This window comes from Pseudomonas sp. GW821-FHT07F05, from assembly GCF_059418765.1.
This window is the reverse complement of sequence record NZ_JBWKQL010000008.1, coordinates 60,312-76,678: the sequence shown is the minus strand read 5'-3', so window position 1 is coordinate 76,678 and position 16,367 is coordinate 60,312. Positions and strand designations below refer to the sequence as shown.

Here is a 16,367-nt window from a genome sequence, read left to right as displayed (position 1 = left end):
ATGGACTGTCCAGTTACCCACAATATTCAGCACGATGCCCGATGTTCGCGCGAAGTTTGTGACCATGACGCTAAATTTGGTCATTTGCTCTAGAAAGGCGCTCTGCGAAGGCTTCGACGTCGATTTCGCCGACGACACGCACGTTTTCCAGCTCATTGCCGTTTTTTCCGAAAAACAGCAGCGCTGGAGGGCCGAACAGTTTGTAGCGATCCAGCAAGGCGCGTTGCTCGGCGTTACTGTCGGTCATGTCGAAACGGACCAGCCTGAAAGCGCCTAGCTCACTGGCAATTTTCGGGTCAGGCAGAACTTCGTGCTCGATGACCTTGCAGCTGATGCACCAGTCCGCATACCAGTCGACCAGAACCGGCTGACCTGCGCTTTTGGACTCCGCAAGAATTCGGTCCAGTTCACTCGCCTGGGTCACCGTCTCCCAGCGGCTGTCGGACTTTGGCTGGGCACCGCTCGCAATGACTTGAGCCTGACCCAGCGGGCGCATCGGGTCAGTCTGACCACTCAGCGCGCCGTACCAGCACGCGAGGGCGTACACCAGCAGGAACAGACCCATCAATTGAGCGAGGCGGCCACGGGTGGTCTTTTCGCCCAGCTCCAGCGCACCCATAAAGATCGCAACGCCGGCTCCTAGCAGCCCGATCAACAATAACGTGGCTTGCCCCGGAATCACCCGGCTCAGCAAACCGATGGCCAGGGCGAGCAACAGCACGCCGATGGCGTTCTTGACCGCAACCAGCCATGGCCCGCTTTTCGGCAGCCACGCCGCGCCACCCGTTGCCACCATCACCAGTGGAGCGCCCATGCCCAAGCCCAGAGCGAACAGCTTCAAAGCCCCGCCCAGCGCATCGCCGCTCGCGCTTATATAAAGCAGTGCGCCGGCCAATGGTGCCGAGACACAAGGCGAGACCAGCAGGCTTGAAACCACGCCCAGAACCGCTGCTCCCCACAAGGATCCGCCCTGGGTATTGCCTGCGATGCGGTCCAGCCGGTCATTGAGCGCGCGGGGCAGGCGCAGCTCGAACGCGCCGAACATGGCGATAGCGAAGAGCGCAAAGAACCCGGCGAACGGCACGAGTACCCATGCCGACTGCAGGCGTGCTTGCAGGTTGAGACTGGCGCCAAACATGCCCATCAGTGCGCCGAGGATGGCGAAGCAGATCGCCATCGGCAGCACGTAGGCCAAGGACAAAGAGAGACCGCGCAGCCCGCCGATCTGCCCCCGCAGGACCACGCCGGAGAGGATCGGCAGCATGGGCAATACGCACGGCGTAAAGGTCAGCCCGACGCCGGCGAGGAAAAACAGCGCCAGTTGTTTCCAGCTGAAGGAGCGTACCGGTTGCTCATTGCCTGATGGCGCCGCAGCAGACGCGTCGGCAGAAAAGGTCGCGCTGCCGCCGATGCTCAGGCGCTCGGTTTCCGGCGGGTAGCAGAGCCCTTTGTCTGCGCATCCCTGGTAGGTGACGACCAGCGTGAAAGGGCGGTCGTCCCCGGCTTTGCGCGGCAAGTTGACGTCGAGAATGCCGTGATAGACCTCGACGTCGCCAAAGTACTCGTCGTGTTTCTTTTCGCCGTCTGGCAGTTGCGCGGCGCTGAGGCCGATGTCGGCGGGCTCGGTGCGAAATTGAAAGCGATGGCGATACAGGTAGTAGCCTTCGGTGGCGACGAACTGCAACTTGATGGAGTCAGCGGTGGTGTCGCTCAGGTTCAGCTGGAACGCCTGGCGAACCGGCAGGAAGTCCTTGCTGTTGTCGACTGCTGCGCTGCCCAGTGTCGGGCTCGATCTGTTCTCCAGAAAGCTCGCGCCGACAGCGGGGAGGGCACAGATCAGCAGTAGCAGACAAAGCAGGCGGCGCATGGCGGTCTCGCATCACAGAAGTCCGCGCATGATAGCGGAGTGGCTGCGGGCGTGCAGGGAGGGCTTGAGTTCTTCGGTCTGCTTCGGTCTGAAAATGATGTAGGACGCAGCGGTCAAGACGCAGGGGTCAAACAGTGTCCGGCTGGGTGTTTTTGCTCAAGGGCGACACTGCAACGCGCTCCTGGAGCCCATGCACCTGATTGCGGCCAGCCTTTTTTGCGCGGTACAGCGCTTCGTCTGCTTGCGAGGCCATCATCAGCGCATCGTCGTCCTCGGCGATTTCCACCACCCCGGCGCTGAACGTGCAGAACAGATCAACGGGCTGCGCGGGGTAGTGGATTTCGGCGAAGCGCTGGCGGATTTCGTCGAGCACGCCGTGGGCGGCTGCCAGATCTGTGTCCGGCATGACCACCGCGAACTCTTCACCGCCATAGCGACCGATGTAATCGGTCTTGCGCAGGCGTTGCTTGAGGAACAGCGCCAGGCTCTTGATCACACGGTCGCCCATGGGGTGGCCGTGGCTGTCGTTGACCTTCTTGAAGTGGTCGATGTCCAGCATGGCGAAGCTCAGCGGCTTGTTCTCCCGCCGCGAGCGGAAGCTGCAATCTTCGAGCAATTGCAGGATGTGCGTGTGGTTGTACAGGCCGGTCAGGCTGTCGCGGACCATGCGCGCTTTTAGGTTGCGCGCCCGCGCCGCGCGATTGCGCACGGTGGTGATCAGGTGGCGGGGCTTGATGGGTTTGGTAAGAAAATCGTCGCCGCCTTCGCTCATCGCATCCAGCTGTTTATCCAGATCGTCCTCAGCCGAGAGGTAGATGATCGGCACGCTGACGTAGCGGTCATTGTGGCGGATCACCTTGGCCAGCTCGGTGCCAGTGCAGCCGGGCATGTACATGTCGAGAATGATCAGGTCAGGCTGAAATTCGGCCAGTTCAGCCATGGTCTTGATCGGGTCGAACAGGGTCCGGGTGACAATTCCGGCGCCGTTGAGCAAGCGCTCGGTGTGTGTGGCCTGGGCGCGCGAATCATCGATGATCAGGACCTTGTACGGTTCGTACTGCGCGACCCGGGTCAGGATTTCGATCTTCTCCAGCAGGCTGGAGGCCTCAAGCGTGCCGGTCAGAAATTCTTCCCCTCCGGCGCGCACGGCCGCAAGGCGTGTGGGGGTGTCCGTCTCGTGATGGCTGAAAAACAGCAGCGGCAGTTTTTGCTCCAGTCCTTCCTGCATTTGAGTGGCGAGCTTCAGGCCCTGGCCCGGGGCGCCGAAGTCGACATCCATGACGACGGCGGCGGGCAAGCGCTCGGCCATGGTCATGTGGAAGGAGTCGACGTTTGCGAGTGACTGCGCGCTCAGGCCGAAGAACTCCAGCTGCTTGGCCAGACGTTCGCCGCGTTCATGATCCTGCAGCACGATATAGATCGGCTTGCGCAGGGGCGGCAGGGCGGTTTGCTCAAGGCGGTCGCCGTGCCTGAGGCCGGTTCGGGACAGGCGCTGCATCAGACGATTGAGGTCGGTAATCAGGGCGCTGCTCAAACGGCCTCGGTTGGCCTCGACGTCAAGCAACGCCAGGTTGATCGCGGTCGCCAGTTGCACGTGTTCGGCCTGCTCGAAGCGTTCGGCGAAACGCAGCAGGCGCTGGTTGGCCTCGCTGAGTTCAGCCATGTCCGTTGCCGACCATTCACTTTGCTGCAGGCGTTGCCACACCTCAAGAATCTGACGGGCCTGATGGATAACGCGTTGGGCAAAGTGGTGTTTGAGCCGGTCGCGGCTCGGATCTTCTGCTTCGGTCATGTGCTGACTTCTTTACAGGGGAAACCCCGATATAAATGCTGGCGCTATGCTAGCACTACTTCCCCGGATCAGGATTGCCGCAAGTCATTTTCTCGTCATTTTTGACGGTTTTATCCGTCAAATTTCTATCTTTAAACCCGTTTGAGTGTTCGAACCAGTTGGTTCAGTTCAAGGCAGGAAGCGTAGCTGCGGATAGCGGGATAGGAGAATGGATAAGGTGCCTTTGGCCGGGGACGCGCTCGACTCAGCTGCTAAACAATTGCACCTGCCACTACATTCCTGCCAAACGCACCTTGCTGTAAGGTTGCGGTCAGAAGCACTGAATTCCGTGATTGAAAGGACAAGGCCATGCTGGATTGGAAGAAGCGCTCGGGCAGCGCGGGAACTGAACGCGTTGACGAAAAGCCGATGGGCAAGGCGCCTCGGGGTTCTCGGGGGTATTGGGGCGGCCTGTTGTTCAGTCGTGCCGTCGGGGCCGTGGTGGGTATTTATCTGGTGGTCACCGTGGTGCTCGGCATCTGGTGGAGCAGCGAACCGCCACTGTTTCCGGTCCAGCAGCAAGCCCAGGCCGCCGCACAAAGTGAAGGCAAGCAGATGGTGTTGGGCTACACCACCGTCGAAACCCTGAAGACCGTCGCGTCCACGTTGCTGGATAAACCGGGCGGTTACATTTCCAACGATCGTTCGCCGCCCGGCCTGTGGATGGACAACATGCCGAGCTGGGAGTACGGCGTGCTGGTCCAGGTGCGCGACCTGAGCCGCGCACTGCGCAAGGACTTCGCCCGCTCGCAGTCGCAGTCTGCCGAAGACGGCGATCTGGCGCGCGCCGAGCCACTGTTCAACTTCGACAATAAAAGCTGGGTGCTTCCTTCGAGCGAGTCTCAATACCGCGACGGCATCGCTGCATTGAGCCGCTACCAGGCGCGCCTGTCTGACCCCAATCAAAAGGGCGCGCTGTTTTACACCCGCGCCGACAACCTGAATAACTGGCTGGGCGACGTGGGCACGCGACTGGGTTCTCTGTCCCAGCGACTGTCCGCCAGCGTGGGTCGGGTCAAGCTGAACAGCACCCTGAAAACCGAGGCGCAGTCCACGGTCACGGTCAAACCGGGCGAAGTGCCGCAGGTTGACGAAGAAATCGTTGAAACCCCATGGATGCAGATCGACAACGTCTTCTATGAAGCACGCGGTCAGGCCTGGGCTCTGTCGCACCTGCTGCGTGCGATCGAAGTCGATTTCGCCGATGTGCTGGCGAAGAAGAATGCAACCGTCAGCGTGCGTCAGATCATTCGTGAACTGGAAGCCTCGCAAGAGCCGATCTGGAGCCCGATGATCCTCAACGGCAGCCCTTTCGGTATCTTCGCCAACCACTCGCTGGTCATGGCCAACTACCTGTCCCGTGCCAACGCGGCGGTGATTGACCTGCGCCAGTTGCTGTCCCAAGGCTGATCGATGAGCGTTTCCGATCAAGAGGCCGCCCACCGTGCGGCCTCCGACGCCGAGCTGATTGCCTGGGTTGATCGTCACGATCAATCCCTCGGCGCGCTGCCCCGGGCAGAGCTGCGTGAGCGCGGTCTCATCGGACGCGGCACCTATATCCTTCTGTTCAACTCGGCCGGTGAGCTGTGTGTGCATCGACGCACGCTGAGCAAGGCGATCTATCCCGGGTATTGGGATGTGGCGGCGGGCGGCATGGTACAGGCCGATGAAAGCTACGAGCTTTCGGCAGCGCGCGAGCTGGAGGAAGAGTTGGGCGTCTCTGGCGTGCCGCTTACCCCTCACGAACGTTTCTTCTTCGATCAGCCGGATAACCGACTGTGGTGCGCGGTGTTCTCTGCAGTCTGGGACGGACCGCTGAAACTGCAGCCGGAAGAAGTGCTGGAAGCGCGCTTTCTCAGCATCGATCAGGTGCTGCGCGAAACCACCGAAAAGCCTTACTGCCCGGACTCGCTGGCCGCCTTCAGGCGCTATTTGGAAGGCGTCGCAAAAGTCCCGTAAATTGGCGCATATTTGCTCTTAGCATCGGCGCCTTTTGCCGTTACACTGCGCGACTTTTCACGCCGGACCGTTCTTTCGATCCGGTAGCGCTGCCCCTGCCTGAGTGGGGCTTCGCGGTCGGTTCCCGCCGGCCAGACTTCGCTCCTCAACAAGAGGATTGCCGGTGGCCAAAAAAGCCGCATCCTTCGCCGCCCTCGGTGGCCTGGTATTTTCAACCGACGCCGGTCGGCATTGTCCCGACTGCCGTCAGCCCGTCGACGCCTGTACCTGCAAAAGCACGCTCGTCGCGGAAGGTGATGGTATTGCCCGCGTGCGCCGCGAAAGCAAAGGCCGGGGCGGCAAGACTGTCACGACCGTCACCGGCGTTCCGCTGGCCGAAGACGCGCTCAAGGACCTGGCAAAGACCCTCAAGCAACGGTGTGGAACCGGCGGCGCGCTGAAGGATGGCGTGATCGAGATCCAGGGTGACCACGTCGAAACGCTGTTGGCCGAGTTGGTCAAGCAGGGTTTCAAGGCGAAGAAGTCGGGCGGTTGAGCCGTCTGTTTCGAGCCCGTTGATTTAGTCGTCGGTCTGGCCGCATTCATCCATGCAAACTCTGCTGCGCAATGCGGGTCTATTGCCCCACAGCGAGCAGGCGCCAAATCGTCATTTCCACGCTCTACACTGCGCCCAGCCGGTCAGGCCGGGGCTTTATGACTTTTCTATAGGGGACTTTGATGTCCGTACGACGCACACGCAAAGACGATGGCAGCCAATGGACCGTGGCAGACAGCCGCAGTGTCTACGGGATCCGTCATTGGGGGGCCGGTTATTTCGCAATCAACGAGGCCGGCCGCGTTGAAGTTCGCCCCAACGGGCCGACCAGTTCGCCCATCGATCTTTACGAGCAGGTCGATCAGCTGCGCAAGAGCGGCTTGTCCCTGCCACTGCTGGTGCGTTTCCCTGACATTCTGCAGGACCGCGTGCGTCAGTTGACTGGTGCGTTCGACGAGAACATCGCCCGCCTGGAATACCAGAGCAAATACACCGCGCTTTACCCGATCAAGGTCAACCAGCAGGAAGCGGTGGTAGAAAACATCATCGCCACGCAAAACGTGTCCATCGGCCTCGAAGCCGGCTCCAAGCCTGAGCTGATGGCCGTGCTGGCCCTGGCGCCGAAAGGCGGCACCATCGTCTGCAACGGCTACAAGGACCGCGAGTTCATTCGTCTGGCCTTGATGGGTCAGAAGCTGGGCCACAACGTCTTTATCGTCATCGAGAAAGAGTCCGAAGTCGAACTGGTCATCGAAGAAGCCGCCGAGCTGAAGGTCGCGCCGCAAGTGGGTCTGCGTGTGCGCCTGTCGTCCCTGGCGTCGAGCAAGTGGGCCGACACCGGTGGCGAAAAGTCCAAGTTCGGGCTGTCCGCCGCGCAGTTGCTGTCGGTCGTCGACCGCTTCACCAAGGCCGGCCTCGATCAGGGCATTCGTCTGCTGCACTTCCACATGGGCTCGCAGATCGCCAACCTGGCGGACTACCAGCACGGTTTCAAGGAAGCGATTCGTTACTACGGTGAGCTGCGCAACCTTGGCCTGCCGGTGGACCACATCGACGTGGGCGGCGGTCTGGGTGTCGACTACGACGGCACCCACTCGCGCAACGCCAGCTCGATCAACTACGACATGGATGATTACGCCGGCGTCGTGGTCGGGATGCTCAAGGAGTTCTGCGACGCGCAGGGCCTGCCGCATCCGCACATTTTCTCGGAAAGCGGCCGCTCGCTGACCGCGCACCACGCCATGCTGGTGATCCAGGTGACGGACGTCGAGCGTCACAACGACGAAGTGCCTGAAATCACCGACAAGGAAAGCCTGCCGGAAACCCTGCAGTGGTTGATCGATCTGCTCGGCCCGACCGACATCGAGATGGTCACCGAGACCTACTGGCGCGCCACGCACTACATGAGTGACATCGCGTCGCAGTACTCCGACGGCAAGATCACCCTGGCGCAGAAGGCTTTGGGCGAGCAGTGCTATTTCGCGGTGTGCCGTCGTTTGCACAACTCGCTGAAAGCCCGCCAGCGTTCCCATCGTCAGGTGCTCGACGAACTCAACGACAAGCTGGCCGACAAGTACATCTGCAACTTCTCGGTGTTCCAGAGCCTGCCGGACACCTGGGCGATCGATCAGGTGCTGCCGATCATTCCGCTGCATCGTCTGGACGAAGAGCCACTGCGTCGCGCCGTGCTGCAAGACCTGACCTGCGACTCCGACGGCAAGATCAATCAGTACGTCGACGAGCAAAGCATCGAGACTAGCCTGCCGGTGCACTCATTGAACGAGGGTGAGGACTACTTGCTGGGCGTGTTCCTGGTCGGCGCGTATCAGGAAATTCTCGGCGACATGCACAACCTGTTTGGTGACACCGATTCGGTGAACATCTACCAGAACCAGGATGGCAGTGCGTATTCGGCCGGGATCGAGACCCACGACACCATCGAAGACATGCTGCGTTACGTGCACTTGTCGCCGGAAGAACTGATGACCCATTACCGGGACAAAGTCGCCAGCGCCAAGATCACCCCGCGCGAGCGCACCCAGTTTCTGGATGCCTTGCGTCTAGGCCTGACGCGGTCGTCCTACCTGTCGTCGTGATGAGGTAGCGACTCCCAAAAACGGGCCCTTGTGGCCCGTTTTCGTTGTCTGCACAGTCAGGCGTCCTTCACTGTTTCGGGAGCATGAATGATGATCAAGCTGGCGCTCAAAGCGGTGTTCGCCGCCTGGTTGATGACCTTGCTGATGGCTTGCACGCCGCTGAAGGTGCTCAACGCGTTTACCCCGAGCAGCACGTTCAGCAGAACGTCTGACTTGGCGTACGGCCCGGACCCGCGCAACAAACTCGACATCTACACGCCCAAAGATGCAGCGCCGGACGCGCCCGTCGTCGTGTTTTTCTATGGCGGCAGCTGGATCAGCGGATCGCGGGGTGACTACGCCTTCGTCGGTGAGGCGCTCGCGTCCCGGGGCATCGTTGCGGTGCTTGCCGATTACCGGTTGTACCCGCAAGTGCATTACCAGGAACTGCTGCAGGACAGCGCCCAAGCGGTGGGCTGGACCCACGCGCACATTCGTCAGTACGGCGGTGATCCGGGGAAGTTGTATGTGATGGGCCACAGTGCCGGGGCCTACAACGCCGCGATGCTTGCTCTGGACCCAAAATGGCTGGCGGCAGCGGGTACGACGCCTTCCATCATCAAGGGCTGGATCGGTCTGGCCGGGCCCTATGATTTTCTGCCCATCGACGACCCGGAAGTGAAACCGGTGTTTTACTTCCCGGATTCGCCGCCCGACTCGCAGCCGATCAACCATGTCAGCGCAGCGTCACCGCCGGCGTTGCTGATCGCTTCCGCCGATGACACGGAGGTGAACCCGCAACGCAACACGGGGGGCATGGCCAGTCGTTTGCGCGCTCAGGGCGTGTCAGTGCGAGAGGTGTATTTCTCTCGCACCAGTCACCGCACGCTGGTGGGTGCACTTGCCCGCCCATTGCGCAGCCTGGCGCCGGTGCTGGAGGAGGTCGCATCCTTTATCCACGCACAGGATCAGGCGCCGGTGTCGAGCGTCTCGGTCAACCGTTGAACCAAGCGCCGCTGCGGTTGAGCTTCAACGCCAGATACCCCAGCGTCAGCGCCCTTAATGCCATGAACAGCAAAAACGCCAGCCACAGACCGTGGTTGCCGAATCCGCTTGCCAGCCAGGCAAACGGTGCGGTGATCAAGGCCGTGACGACCATGGCATTGCGCATCTCGCGGGCGCGGGTGGCGCCGATGAAAAGGCCGTCGAGCAAGTAACTCCAGACCGCGACAAAGGGCAGCACGGCGAGATAGGGCAGATAGACGAAGGCGATGTCGCGCACTGCGGTGATGTCGGTCTGCATCTCGATGAACAGGTGCCCGCCCAGCAGAAACAGCGCCACAAACGCGACGCTGCAAATCAGCGACCAGCCTCCCGAGACATTCAACGAGCGCCGCAACGCCCCGCGGTCCCGCGCGCCGATGGCGTGTCCGCAGAGGGCTTCGACGGCGTGGGCCAGTCCGTCCAGCGCGTGGGCCATCAGCAACAGCCCATTAAGCAGCAGCGCGTTGGCCGCCACGGTCGCGTCGCCCAGTCGAGCGCCTTGCACCGTGATCAGGAAGAACACCGATTGCAGGATCAGGCTGCGAATGAAGATGTCGCGGTTGACCGTGAGCAGTGGTCGCCAGCTCTGCCAGCGCTTGAGTACGGATACTGCCAGCTGTCCCGGGTATGCGCGCAAACCTCTGTGGGTGAGGGCGAGGCCAAGCAGGGCGCCGGTCCATTCGGCGATGACCGACGCACGCGCGCTGCCGACCACGCCCCAGTCCAGGCCCATGACGAACCACAGGTTCAGCGCGATGTTGACCAGGTTGGTGGTCAGCAGAATCGCCAGCGGCGCTCGGGCGTTTTGCAGCCCGAGGAACCAGCCCACCAGCGCGTAACTGGCCAGCGCGGCGGGTAAGCCGAACAGGCGGGTATGGAAGAAGTCGCGGGTCAGCTCGTTGAGATCGTCCGAGGGCTGCATCATCTCCAGCGCCAGGTGCTGGAACGGCAAGCCGATCAGCCCCAGCAGCACGGAAAATCCCATCGCCAGCAGTAAGCCCTGCAACAGCACTTGGCGCAGCGCCGCTCCGTCGTTGCGGCCGGCGGCCTGGGCAGCGAAACCGGTCGTGCCCATGCGCAGAAAACCCATCGCCCAGGCGAGAAAGCTGTACAGCGTGCCGCCGACCGCTACAGCGCCGAGCTGGTGAGCGTGGGGCAGGTGACCGATCACCGTGCTGTCGACCAGCGAAACCAGCGGCACGGAGATATTCGACAGGATCATCGGCGCAGCCAGCGCCCACACCTGCCGATGCGTCGCGCGCTGACGCCAGTCGTTGAAGAAGTTGGACATGAAGGCTCCCGGGCAAGCGCGCGAGTGTAGCGATGACGACGCGGGAATGCAGGACTTCTGCATTCCCGTCACCCGTCTCGGGGCGCGCCCTGTTTTTGAGTCGACCCCGGTCACTCCCACCAGTCCCCGAGCATGGCCGAGAAATCATGTCGACTCCCGCAAGGGTAGGAACCATGGCTGCGTTCCCCCTCGAGAACAAACGCACAAACCCACGGTCTATCTGCGCGCCGCGCTTTACGATTGCGAATGCGGTGCTATAACTTCTGCTCCCTCATCGCTGCCGTCCAAATGAGTGCCTCATGCTAAACAAAGGATTGTTCCTGGCCTGCGCGCTGGTACTGCTCAGTGCCTGCGATTCCTCCACCTCCGATAAGCCCGCTTCAGCGGCGGCCACCCCTCCGGTTGCTGCGGCTTCATCAAGCGCCGCCGAGTCCGCGAAGCCCAAGCCTGCAGTAGACATTCCTGCGCTGAGCAAGCGCTACGCCGGGCGCGAGTTGACGGTGGTGGACGTCTCCGAAGTTCAGCTCGATGGCGCCAGCACGCTGTCGTTGAGCTTCTCGGTGCCGTTGAACCCCGATCAGAAATTCGCTGAAAAAGTGCACCTGGTCGACAGCAAGGACGGCAAAGTCGATGGCGCCTGGGAGCTGTCGGACAACCTCATGGAGCTGCGCCTGCGTCACATCGAGCCCAAGCGCAAACTGGTGCTGACCATCGACCCGGGTTTGGTGGCGGTGAACAACAACACCTTGGCGGCAGAGTATTCCGCACGGCTGGAAACCTCCGATCTCCAGGCGACCGTGGGCTTCGCCAGTCGCGGCAGCCTGCTGCCCACCCGGCTCGCTGAAGGCCTGCCGGTAATCGCCCTCAACGTCGATAAAGTCGACGTCGAATTCTTCCGCATCAAGCCTGAGTCACTGCCTGCGTTTCTTGGCTCATGGGAAGGCTCGTCCAGTCTTGAGAGCTACCAGTCCAAAGAACTGCTGCCCCTGGCCGATCTGGTCTACAGCGGCCGTTTCGACCTGAACCCTGCGCGCAACACCCGCGAGACCGTGCTGCTGCCGATCTCGGGCCTCAAACCGCTGCAACAACCGGGCGTTTATCTGGCCGTGATGCGCGCCTCCGGTACCTACAACTACACCCAGCCTGCCACGCTGTTCACCCTCAGCGACATCGGCTTGTCAGCGCACCGTTACGCCAATCGCCTGGACGTGTTCACTCAGGCGCTGGAAGGCGGCAAAGCCCTGAGCGGCGTCGACGTCGAGCTGTATGACGAGAAAGGCCGCGTGATCGGCCAGGGCAAGACCGACAACGCCGGCCACGCCGAGCTGCCACTGCCGGCCAAGGCTGAAGTGCTGCTGGCCCATCAAGGCGAGCAAACCAGCATGCTGCGCCTGAACAGCGCCGCGCTGGATCTGGCCGAATTCGACATCACCGGCCCTAAGGCCCACCCGCTGCAATTCTTTATTTTCGGCCCGCGCGATCTCTATCGCCCGGGCGAAGTGGTGCTGCTCAACGGTTTGCTGCGTGACAGCGACGGCAAGAGCGTGAAGCCTCAGCCGATCACCGTGGAAGTGCGCCGACCGGATGAGCAGGTCAGTCGCAAGTTCGTGTGGGACGCTGACGCCACCGGGCTGTATCAATATCAATTGCAGCTGTCGGAAGAAGCGCCGACGGGTCGCTGGCAACTGGTGTTTGATCTGGGTGACGGCAAGCCGCAGCTGTATGAATTCCAGGTCGAAGATTTCCTGCCAGAACGCATGGCCCTGGAACTCAAGGGCAGCGACATCCCGCTGGCACCCGACGCGCCGTTCGATGTGGCGATTACCGGTCGTTACCTCTACGGCGCACCCGCGTCGGGCAATCGCCTGAACGGTCAGCTCTATGTGCGTCCGCTGCGGGAAGCCGTGCCCGGCCTGCCGGGTTATCAGTTTGGTTCGGTGACCGAGGAGGACCTCAAGCAGGACCTGGAAATCGAAGACAGCACGCTCGATGCCAACGGCAAGCTGGACCTGAGCATCGACAGCCAATGGGCCAAGGCCCGTTCACCGCTTGAGCTGGTGCTGCAAGCCAGTTTGCAGGAGTCGGGTGGGCGTCCGATCACGCGGCGTCTGACCCAGCCGGTCTGGCCCGCTGACGCAATGCCGGGCCTGCGCGGTTTGTTCGACGGCGAAGCCACCGACGGCGACGGCCCGGTTGAATTTGAAGTGCTGATGGCCGACGCCCAGGGCCACAAACTGGCCGCCGACAACCTCAAAGTACGGCTGGTCCGCGAGCGGCGCGATTACTACTGGAACTACTCCGACAGCGACGGCTGGAGCTATCACTTCAACGAGAAATTTCTCAACCTCTCCGAAGAAACCCTCAGCGTGAAGAAGGACTCGACGGCGAAAATCAGCTTCCCGGTGGAGTGGGGCCCTTATCGCGTCGAAGTCGAGGATCCGGCCACGGGCCTGATCAGCAGCGTGCGTTTCTGGGCTGGTTATCGCTGGCAGGACAATGCCGAAGGCGGCGCCGTGCGTCCCGATCAGGTCAAGCTGGCGCTGGACAAACCGGCCTATGCCGACGGCGACACCGCAAAAGTCACCGTCACGCCGCCGTCGGCGGGCAAGGGCTATCTGTTGGTGGAGTCGAGCGAAGGGCCGCTGTGGTGGCAAGAGATCGACGTGCCCGCCGAAGGCAAAACCTACGACATCCCGATGGACAAGAAATGGGCGCGGCATGACCTCTACGTCAGCGCGCTGGTGATTCGTCCGGGTGAGCGCAAAGCCAACGTCACGCCGAAACGCGCCGTGGGCGTGCTGCATCTGCCGCTGGACCGCTCGCAGCGCAAGCTGGCGCTGACCGTCACGGCGCCCGAGAAGATGCGGCCCAAGCAGCCGCTCAAACTGAAGGTCAATGCGAAGAACGCCGACGGCACGATCCCGAAGAGCGTGCATGTGCTGGTCGCTGCGGTGGACGTCGGCATTCTCAACATCACCGAGTACGCCACGCCGAATCCGTTCGCGGCGATGTTCGGGCGCAAGGAATACGGCGCCGATCAGCTGGACATCTATGGCCAGTTGATTGAAGCAGGACGTAATCGTCTCGCCAGCCTGGCCTTCGGCGGTGACGCGGCGCTGGCCAAAGGCGGCAAGCGGCCGGAAACCAGCGTCACCATCGTCGCCCTGCAAAGCGCGCCGGTGACCTTGAACGAGCAGGGCGATGCGGAAGTCAGCGTCGACATCCCGGATTTCAACGGTGAGCTGCGGATCATGGCCCAAGCCTGGACCGACGAGCGTTACGGCATGGCAGAAGCCAAAACCGTTGTGGCGGCGCCGCTGATCGCCGAGCTGTCGGCACCTCTATTCCTGGCGGGCGGCGACCAGACCAAGGTGGCGCTGGACCTGTCGAACCTGTCCGGCAAGGCGCAGAAGCTCAACGTGCAAGTCGCGGCTGAAGGGCAGTTGAGTCTGGCTGAAGGTGACGGCGCCAAAGCCATCAGCCTGAATCAGGGGCAACGCACCACGCTGCAGATTCCGGTCAAGGCGCTGGGCGGTTTCGGTCAGGGCGTCATTCGGGTCACGGTCAACGGTCTGGACCTGCCGGGCGAGAACCTGCCAGCCTTCAGCCGCGAATGGACCATCGGCGTGCGCCCTGCGTACCCGGCGATGCTCAAGCAATACCGCGCGGTGCTCAAGGATCAGGCATGGAGCCTGCCGGACGGCGCGCTTGAGGCGTTCGAGCCAGCGGGACGCGAGGCGCTGCTGTCGGTGTCGAGCCGTCCGCCGCTGAACCTCGGCGAACAGATCCGCGCGCTGAAAGCCTATCCCTACGGTTGCCTGGAGCAGACCACCAGCGGCTTGTACCCGTCGCTTTATGCCGACGCCGCAACGCTCAAGCGTCTGGGCCTGCAAGGCGAGTCCGATGCCGACCGCAAGCGCAAGATCGTGCTGGGGATCGAGCGACTGATCGGCATGCAGCGCTACAACGGCAGCTTCGGCCTGTGGGCGGCGGACGGTGAGGAGGAATACTGGCTGACCGCATACGTCACCGACTTCCTGCTGCGTGCTCGCGACCAAGGCTTTGCCGTGCCACCGGACGCGCTGAAGAAGGCCAACGAGCGGCTGCTGCGTTACTTGCAGGAGCGCAATCAGATCGAGGTCAACTACAGCGAAAACGCCGATCACACCCGTTTCGCTGTGCAGGCTTACGCAGGTCTCGTGCTGTCGCGCAGTCAGCAGGCGCCGTTGGGTGCGCTGCGCAGTCTGTTCGACCGCCGCAGCGATGCGCGATCGGGTTTGCCGCTGGTGCAGCTGTCCATCGCGCTGGAAAAAATGGGCGACAAACCCCGCGCCGATCAGGCCTTGCTCGCAGGGCTGGCGGCCGGTCGCAAGGCCAACGACTGGCTCGCCGATTACGGCAGCCCGTTGCGTGATCAGGCGTTGATTCTGTCACTGCTGGAAGAAAACAAACTGGCGCCGGACAAAGTCGAGGAGCGGCTGTTTGCGCTGTCCGATCAGGTCGCGGCGAACCGTTATCTGTCGACCCAGGAGCGCAATTCGCTGTTCCTCGCCGGTCGCGATCTGCTGGGCAAGCCGGAAGGCAAATGGGCGGCGACCTTGACCAGCGGCAGCAACAATCGCGAACTGAGCAACGACCAACCGGGCGTCAAACTCGACAGTTCAGTGCTGGCCGCGCCGTTGACGGTGCAGAACACCGGTGGCGACACGCTGTACCAGCAGATGACGATTTCCGGTTATCCGTCGCAGCCGCCGGCGGCCGGGGGCGAGAATTTGTCTATCAGTCGCGACTACTTGGGCATGGACGGCGAGGCGCTGAATCTCAATGCCTTGAAGAGCGGTGAACTGGTCTTGGTGCACCTTGAGATCAAGGCCAAAGAGCGCGTGCCGGATGCGTTGGTAGTGGATCTGCTGCCCGCAGGTCTGGAGATCGAAAACCAGAATCTGGCGCAGAGTTCGGCCAGTCTGGAAGACGCCAGCGAGTCGGTGAAGCAGTGGCGCGAATCGATGGAAAACGCTGGCGTGAAGCATCAGGAATTCCGTGGCGATCGCTATGTGGCTGCGGTGGATCTGGAAGGCTTCAACACGGTGCACCTGCTGTATCTGGCGCGTGCTGTGACGCCGGGTGTGTACCGCGTGCCGCCGCCGCAAGTGGAGTCGATGTATCGGCCGAACTGGCAGGCACTGGGCGAAGCGCCGGCGCAATTGGTGGTGAAGGGCAAGAAGTAGAGGAGGGGTGATGCCGGTTGCTCCCACGCTCTGCGCGGTAGCACCTCGGTCGACGCTCTGCGTCAGGGGACGCGGAGCGTCTTGGGCTGCATTTCCGCGCGGAACGTGGGAACGATCAGCGCCGAGCGGACGATCAGCGCCGCGAGGGAACGATCAAAGCACTCAATGAATAGTCCAGCTCAACAGCCACAACCCCAGAAACAGCCAGATGATCCCCATGATGATCGAGGCGCGCATGAAGGCGCGGATCGCTGAATACAGCAGCATCAACCCGACGATAAGGGCGACGATGCTGACGATTGAAGTGTCCATGCCCAGCGTGCGCGACAGGCCGTCAACGAAATTGCCGCCCGCGTGAGTGAACATGTTGAACAACCAGCTTAAGCCGTCGACGACGAAGCGGATCACGGCGCCAATCACTTGGCCGAGCCATTCGAAAACGCTTTCTACCTGCATATCTGCTTCCTGATGAGGGACGTGGACCAAAAACGGCACTGCCCGCTTTGGCTGCTGATTGTCCGGGCGAGTTCCCTGTCG

Annotated in this window: 10 protein-coding genes; 6 read left to right on the top strand and 4 right to left on the bottom strand. The window is 62.0% G+C overall.

Annotated features, from left to right (window positions below; translation table 11 throughout):
- Nucleotides 1-70: 70 nt before the first annotated feature.
- Together AC07RO_RS17270 and AC07RO_RS17265 are read right to left on the bottom strand one after the other, a co-directional pair.
- A complete protein-coding gene (locus AC07RO_RS17270; protein WP_495086654.1) occupies nucleotides 71-1,867 on the bottom strand; it encodes a protein-disulfide reductase DsbD in 1,797 nt (598 codons plus the stop codon).
- Between the two features lie 127 nt (nucleotides 1,868-1,994).
- The gene (locus AC07RO_RS17265; RefSeq protein WP_495086653.1) at nucleotides 1,995-3,659 is read right to left on the bottom strand and encodes a GGDEF domain-containing response regulator; all 1,665 of its coding nucleotides are present in this window, start codon (nucleotides 3,657-3,659) and stop codon (nucleotides 1,995-1,997) included.
- Between the two features lie 348 nt (nucleotides 3,660-4,007).
- Here AC07RO_RS17265 and AC07RO_RS17260 point away from each other — a divergent pair, with 348 nt between their 5' ends.
- The 5 genes from AC07RO_RS17260 (at nucleotide 4,008) to AC07RO_RS17240 (ending at nucleotide 9,272) form a co-directional block, all read left to right on the top strand.
- Nucleotides 4,008-5,108, top strand: a complete 1,101-nt coding sequence (locus AC07RO_RS17260) for a DUF2333 family protein (protein WP_192173430.1) — start codon at nucleotides 4,008-4,010, stop codon at nucleotides 5,106-5,108.
- A gap of 3 nt (nucleotides 5,109-5,111) precedes the next feature.
- Entirely contained in the window at nucleotides 5,112-5,657 is a 546-nt protein-coding gene (locus AC07RO_RS17255; RefSeq protein ID WP_192173429.1) for an NUDIX hydrolase, read from the top strand.
- Nucleotides 5,658-5,820: 163 nt separating this feature from the next.
- A complete protein-coding gene (locus AC07RO_RS17250) occupies nucleotides 5,821-6,192 on the top strand; it encodes a translation initiation factor Sui1 (RefSeq protein ID WP_423570788.1) in 372 nt (123 codons plus the stop codon).
- 182 nt (nucleotides 6,193-6,374) lie between these two features.
- Nucleotides 6,375-8,288, top strand: coding sequence for an arginine decarboxylase (speA, locus tag AC07RO_RS17245; RefSeq protein WP_074890462.1), 1,914 nt, complete (start codon nucleotides 6,375-6,377; stop codon nucleotides 8,286-8,288).
- A 90-nt stretch (nucleotides 8,289-8,378) separates the two neighbouring features.
- The gene (locus tag AC07RO_RS17240; RefSeq protein ID WP_495086733.1) at nucleotides 8,379-9,272 is read left to right on the top strand and encodes an alpha/beta hydrolase; all 894 of its coding nucleotides are present in this window, start codon (nucleotides 8,379-8,381) and stop codon (nucleotides 9,270-9,272) included.
- On the opposite strand, the gene AC07RO_RS17235 is transcribed toward AC07RO_RS17240, so the two are convergent.
- Nucleotides 9,262-10,602, bottom strand: a complete 1,341-nt coding sequence (locus AC07RO_RS17235; RefSeq protein WP_192173427.1) for an MATE family efflux transporter — start codon at nucleotides 10,600-10,602, stop codon at nucleotides 9,262-9,264. The two genes, AC07RO_RS17240 and AC07RO_RS17235, sit on opposite strands and share 11 nt — an antisense overlap.
- A gap of 299 nt (nucleotides 10,603-10,901) precedes the next feature.
- Between AC07RO_RS17235 and AC07RO_RS17230 the strand changes: the two genes are divergently transcribed.
- Nucleotides 10,902-15,830, top strand: coding sequence for an alpha-2-macroglobulin family protein (locus AC07RO_RS17230; protein WP_495086652.1), 4,929 nt, complete (start codon nucleotides 10,902-10,904; stop codon nucleotides 15,828-15,830).
- 162 nt (nucleotides 15,831-15,992) lie between these two features.
- Here AC07RO_RS17230 and AC07RO_RS17225 read toward each other — a convergent pair whose 3' ends face one another.
- Nucleotides 15,993-16,286, bottom strand: coding sequence for a hypothetical protein (locus AC07RO_RS17225; protein WP_495086651.1), 294 nt, complete (start codon nucleotides 16,284-16,286; stop codon nucleotides 15,993-15,995).
- Nucleotides 16,287-16,367: the final 81 nt, after the last annotated feature.

Coding starts and splice junctions, on each gene's coding strand:
- AC07RO_RS17270 (WP_495086654.1), bottom strand. CDS start 1,867: ATGCGCCGCCTGCTTTGTCTGCTACTGCTGATCTGTGCCCTCCCCGCT.
- AC07RO_RS17265 (WP_495086653.1), bottom strand. CDS start 3,659: ATGACCGAAGCAGAAGATCCGAGCCGCGACCGGCTCAAACACCACTTT.
- AC07RO_RS17260 (WP_192173430.1), top strand. CDS start 4,008: ATGCTGGATTGGAAGAAGCGCTCGGGCAGCGCGGGAACTGAACGCGTT.
- AC07RO_RS17255 (WP_192173429.1), top strand. CDS start 5,112: ATGAGCGTTTCCGATCAAGAGGCCGCCCACCGTGCGGCCTCCGACGCC.
- speA (WP_074890462.1), top strand. CDS start 6,375: ATGTCCGTACGACGCACACGCAAAGACGATGGCAGCCAATGGACCGTG.
- AC07RO_RS17240 (WP_495086733.1), top strand. CDS start 8,379: ATGATCAAGCTGGCGCTCAAAGCGGTGTTCGCCGCCTGGTTGATGACC.
- AC07RO_RS17235 (WP_192173427.1), bottom strand. CDS start 10,602: ATGTCCAACTTCTTCAACGACTGGCGTCAGCGCGCGACGCATCGGCAG.
- AC07RO_RS17230 (WP_495086652.1), top strand. CDS start 10,902: ATGCTAAACAAAGGATTGTTCCTGGCCTGCGCGCTGGTACTGCTCAGT.
- AC07RO_RS17225 (WP_495086651.1), bottom strand. CDS start 16,286: ATGCAGGTAGAAAGCGTTTTCGAATGGCTCGGCCAAGTGATTGGCGCC.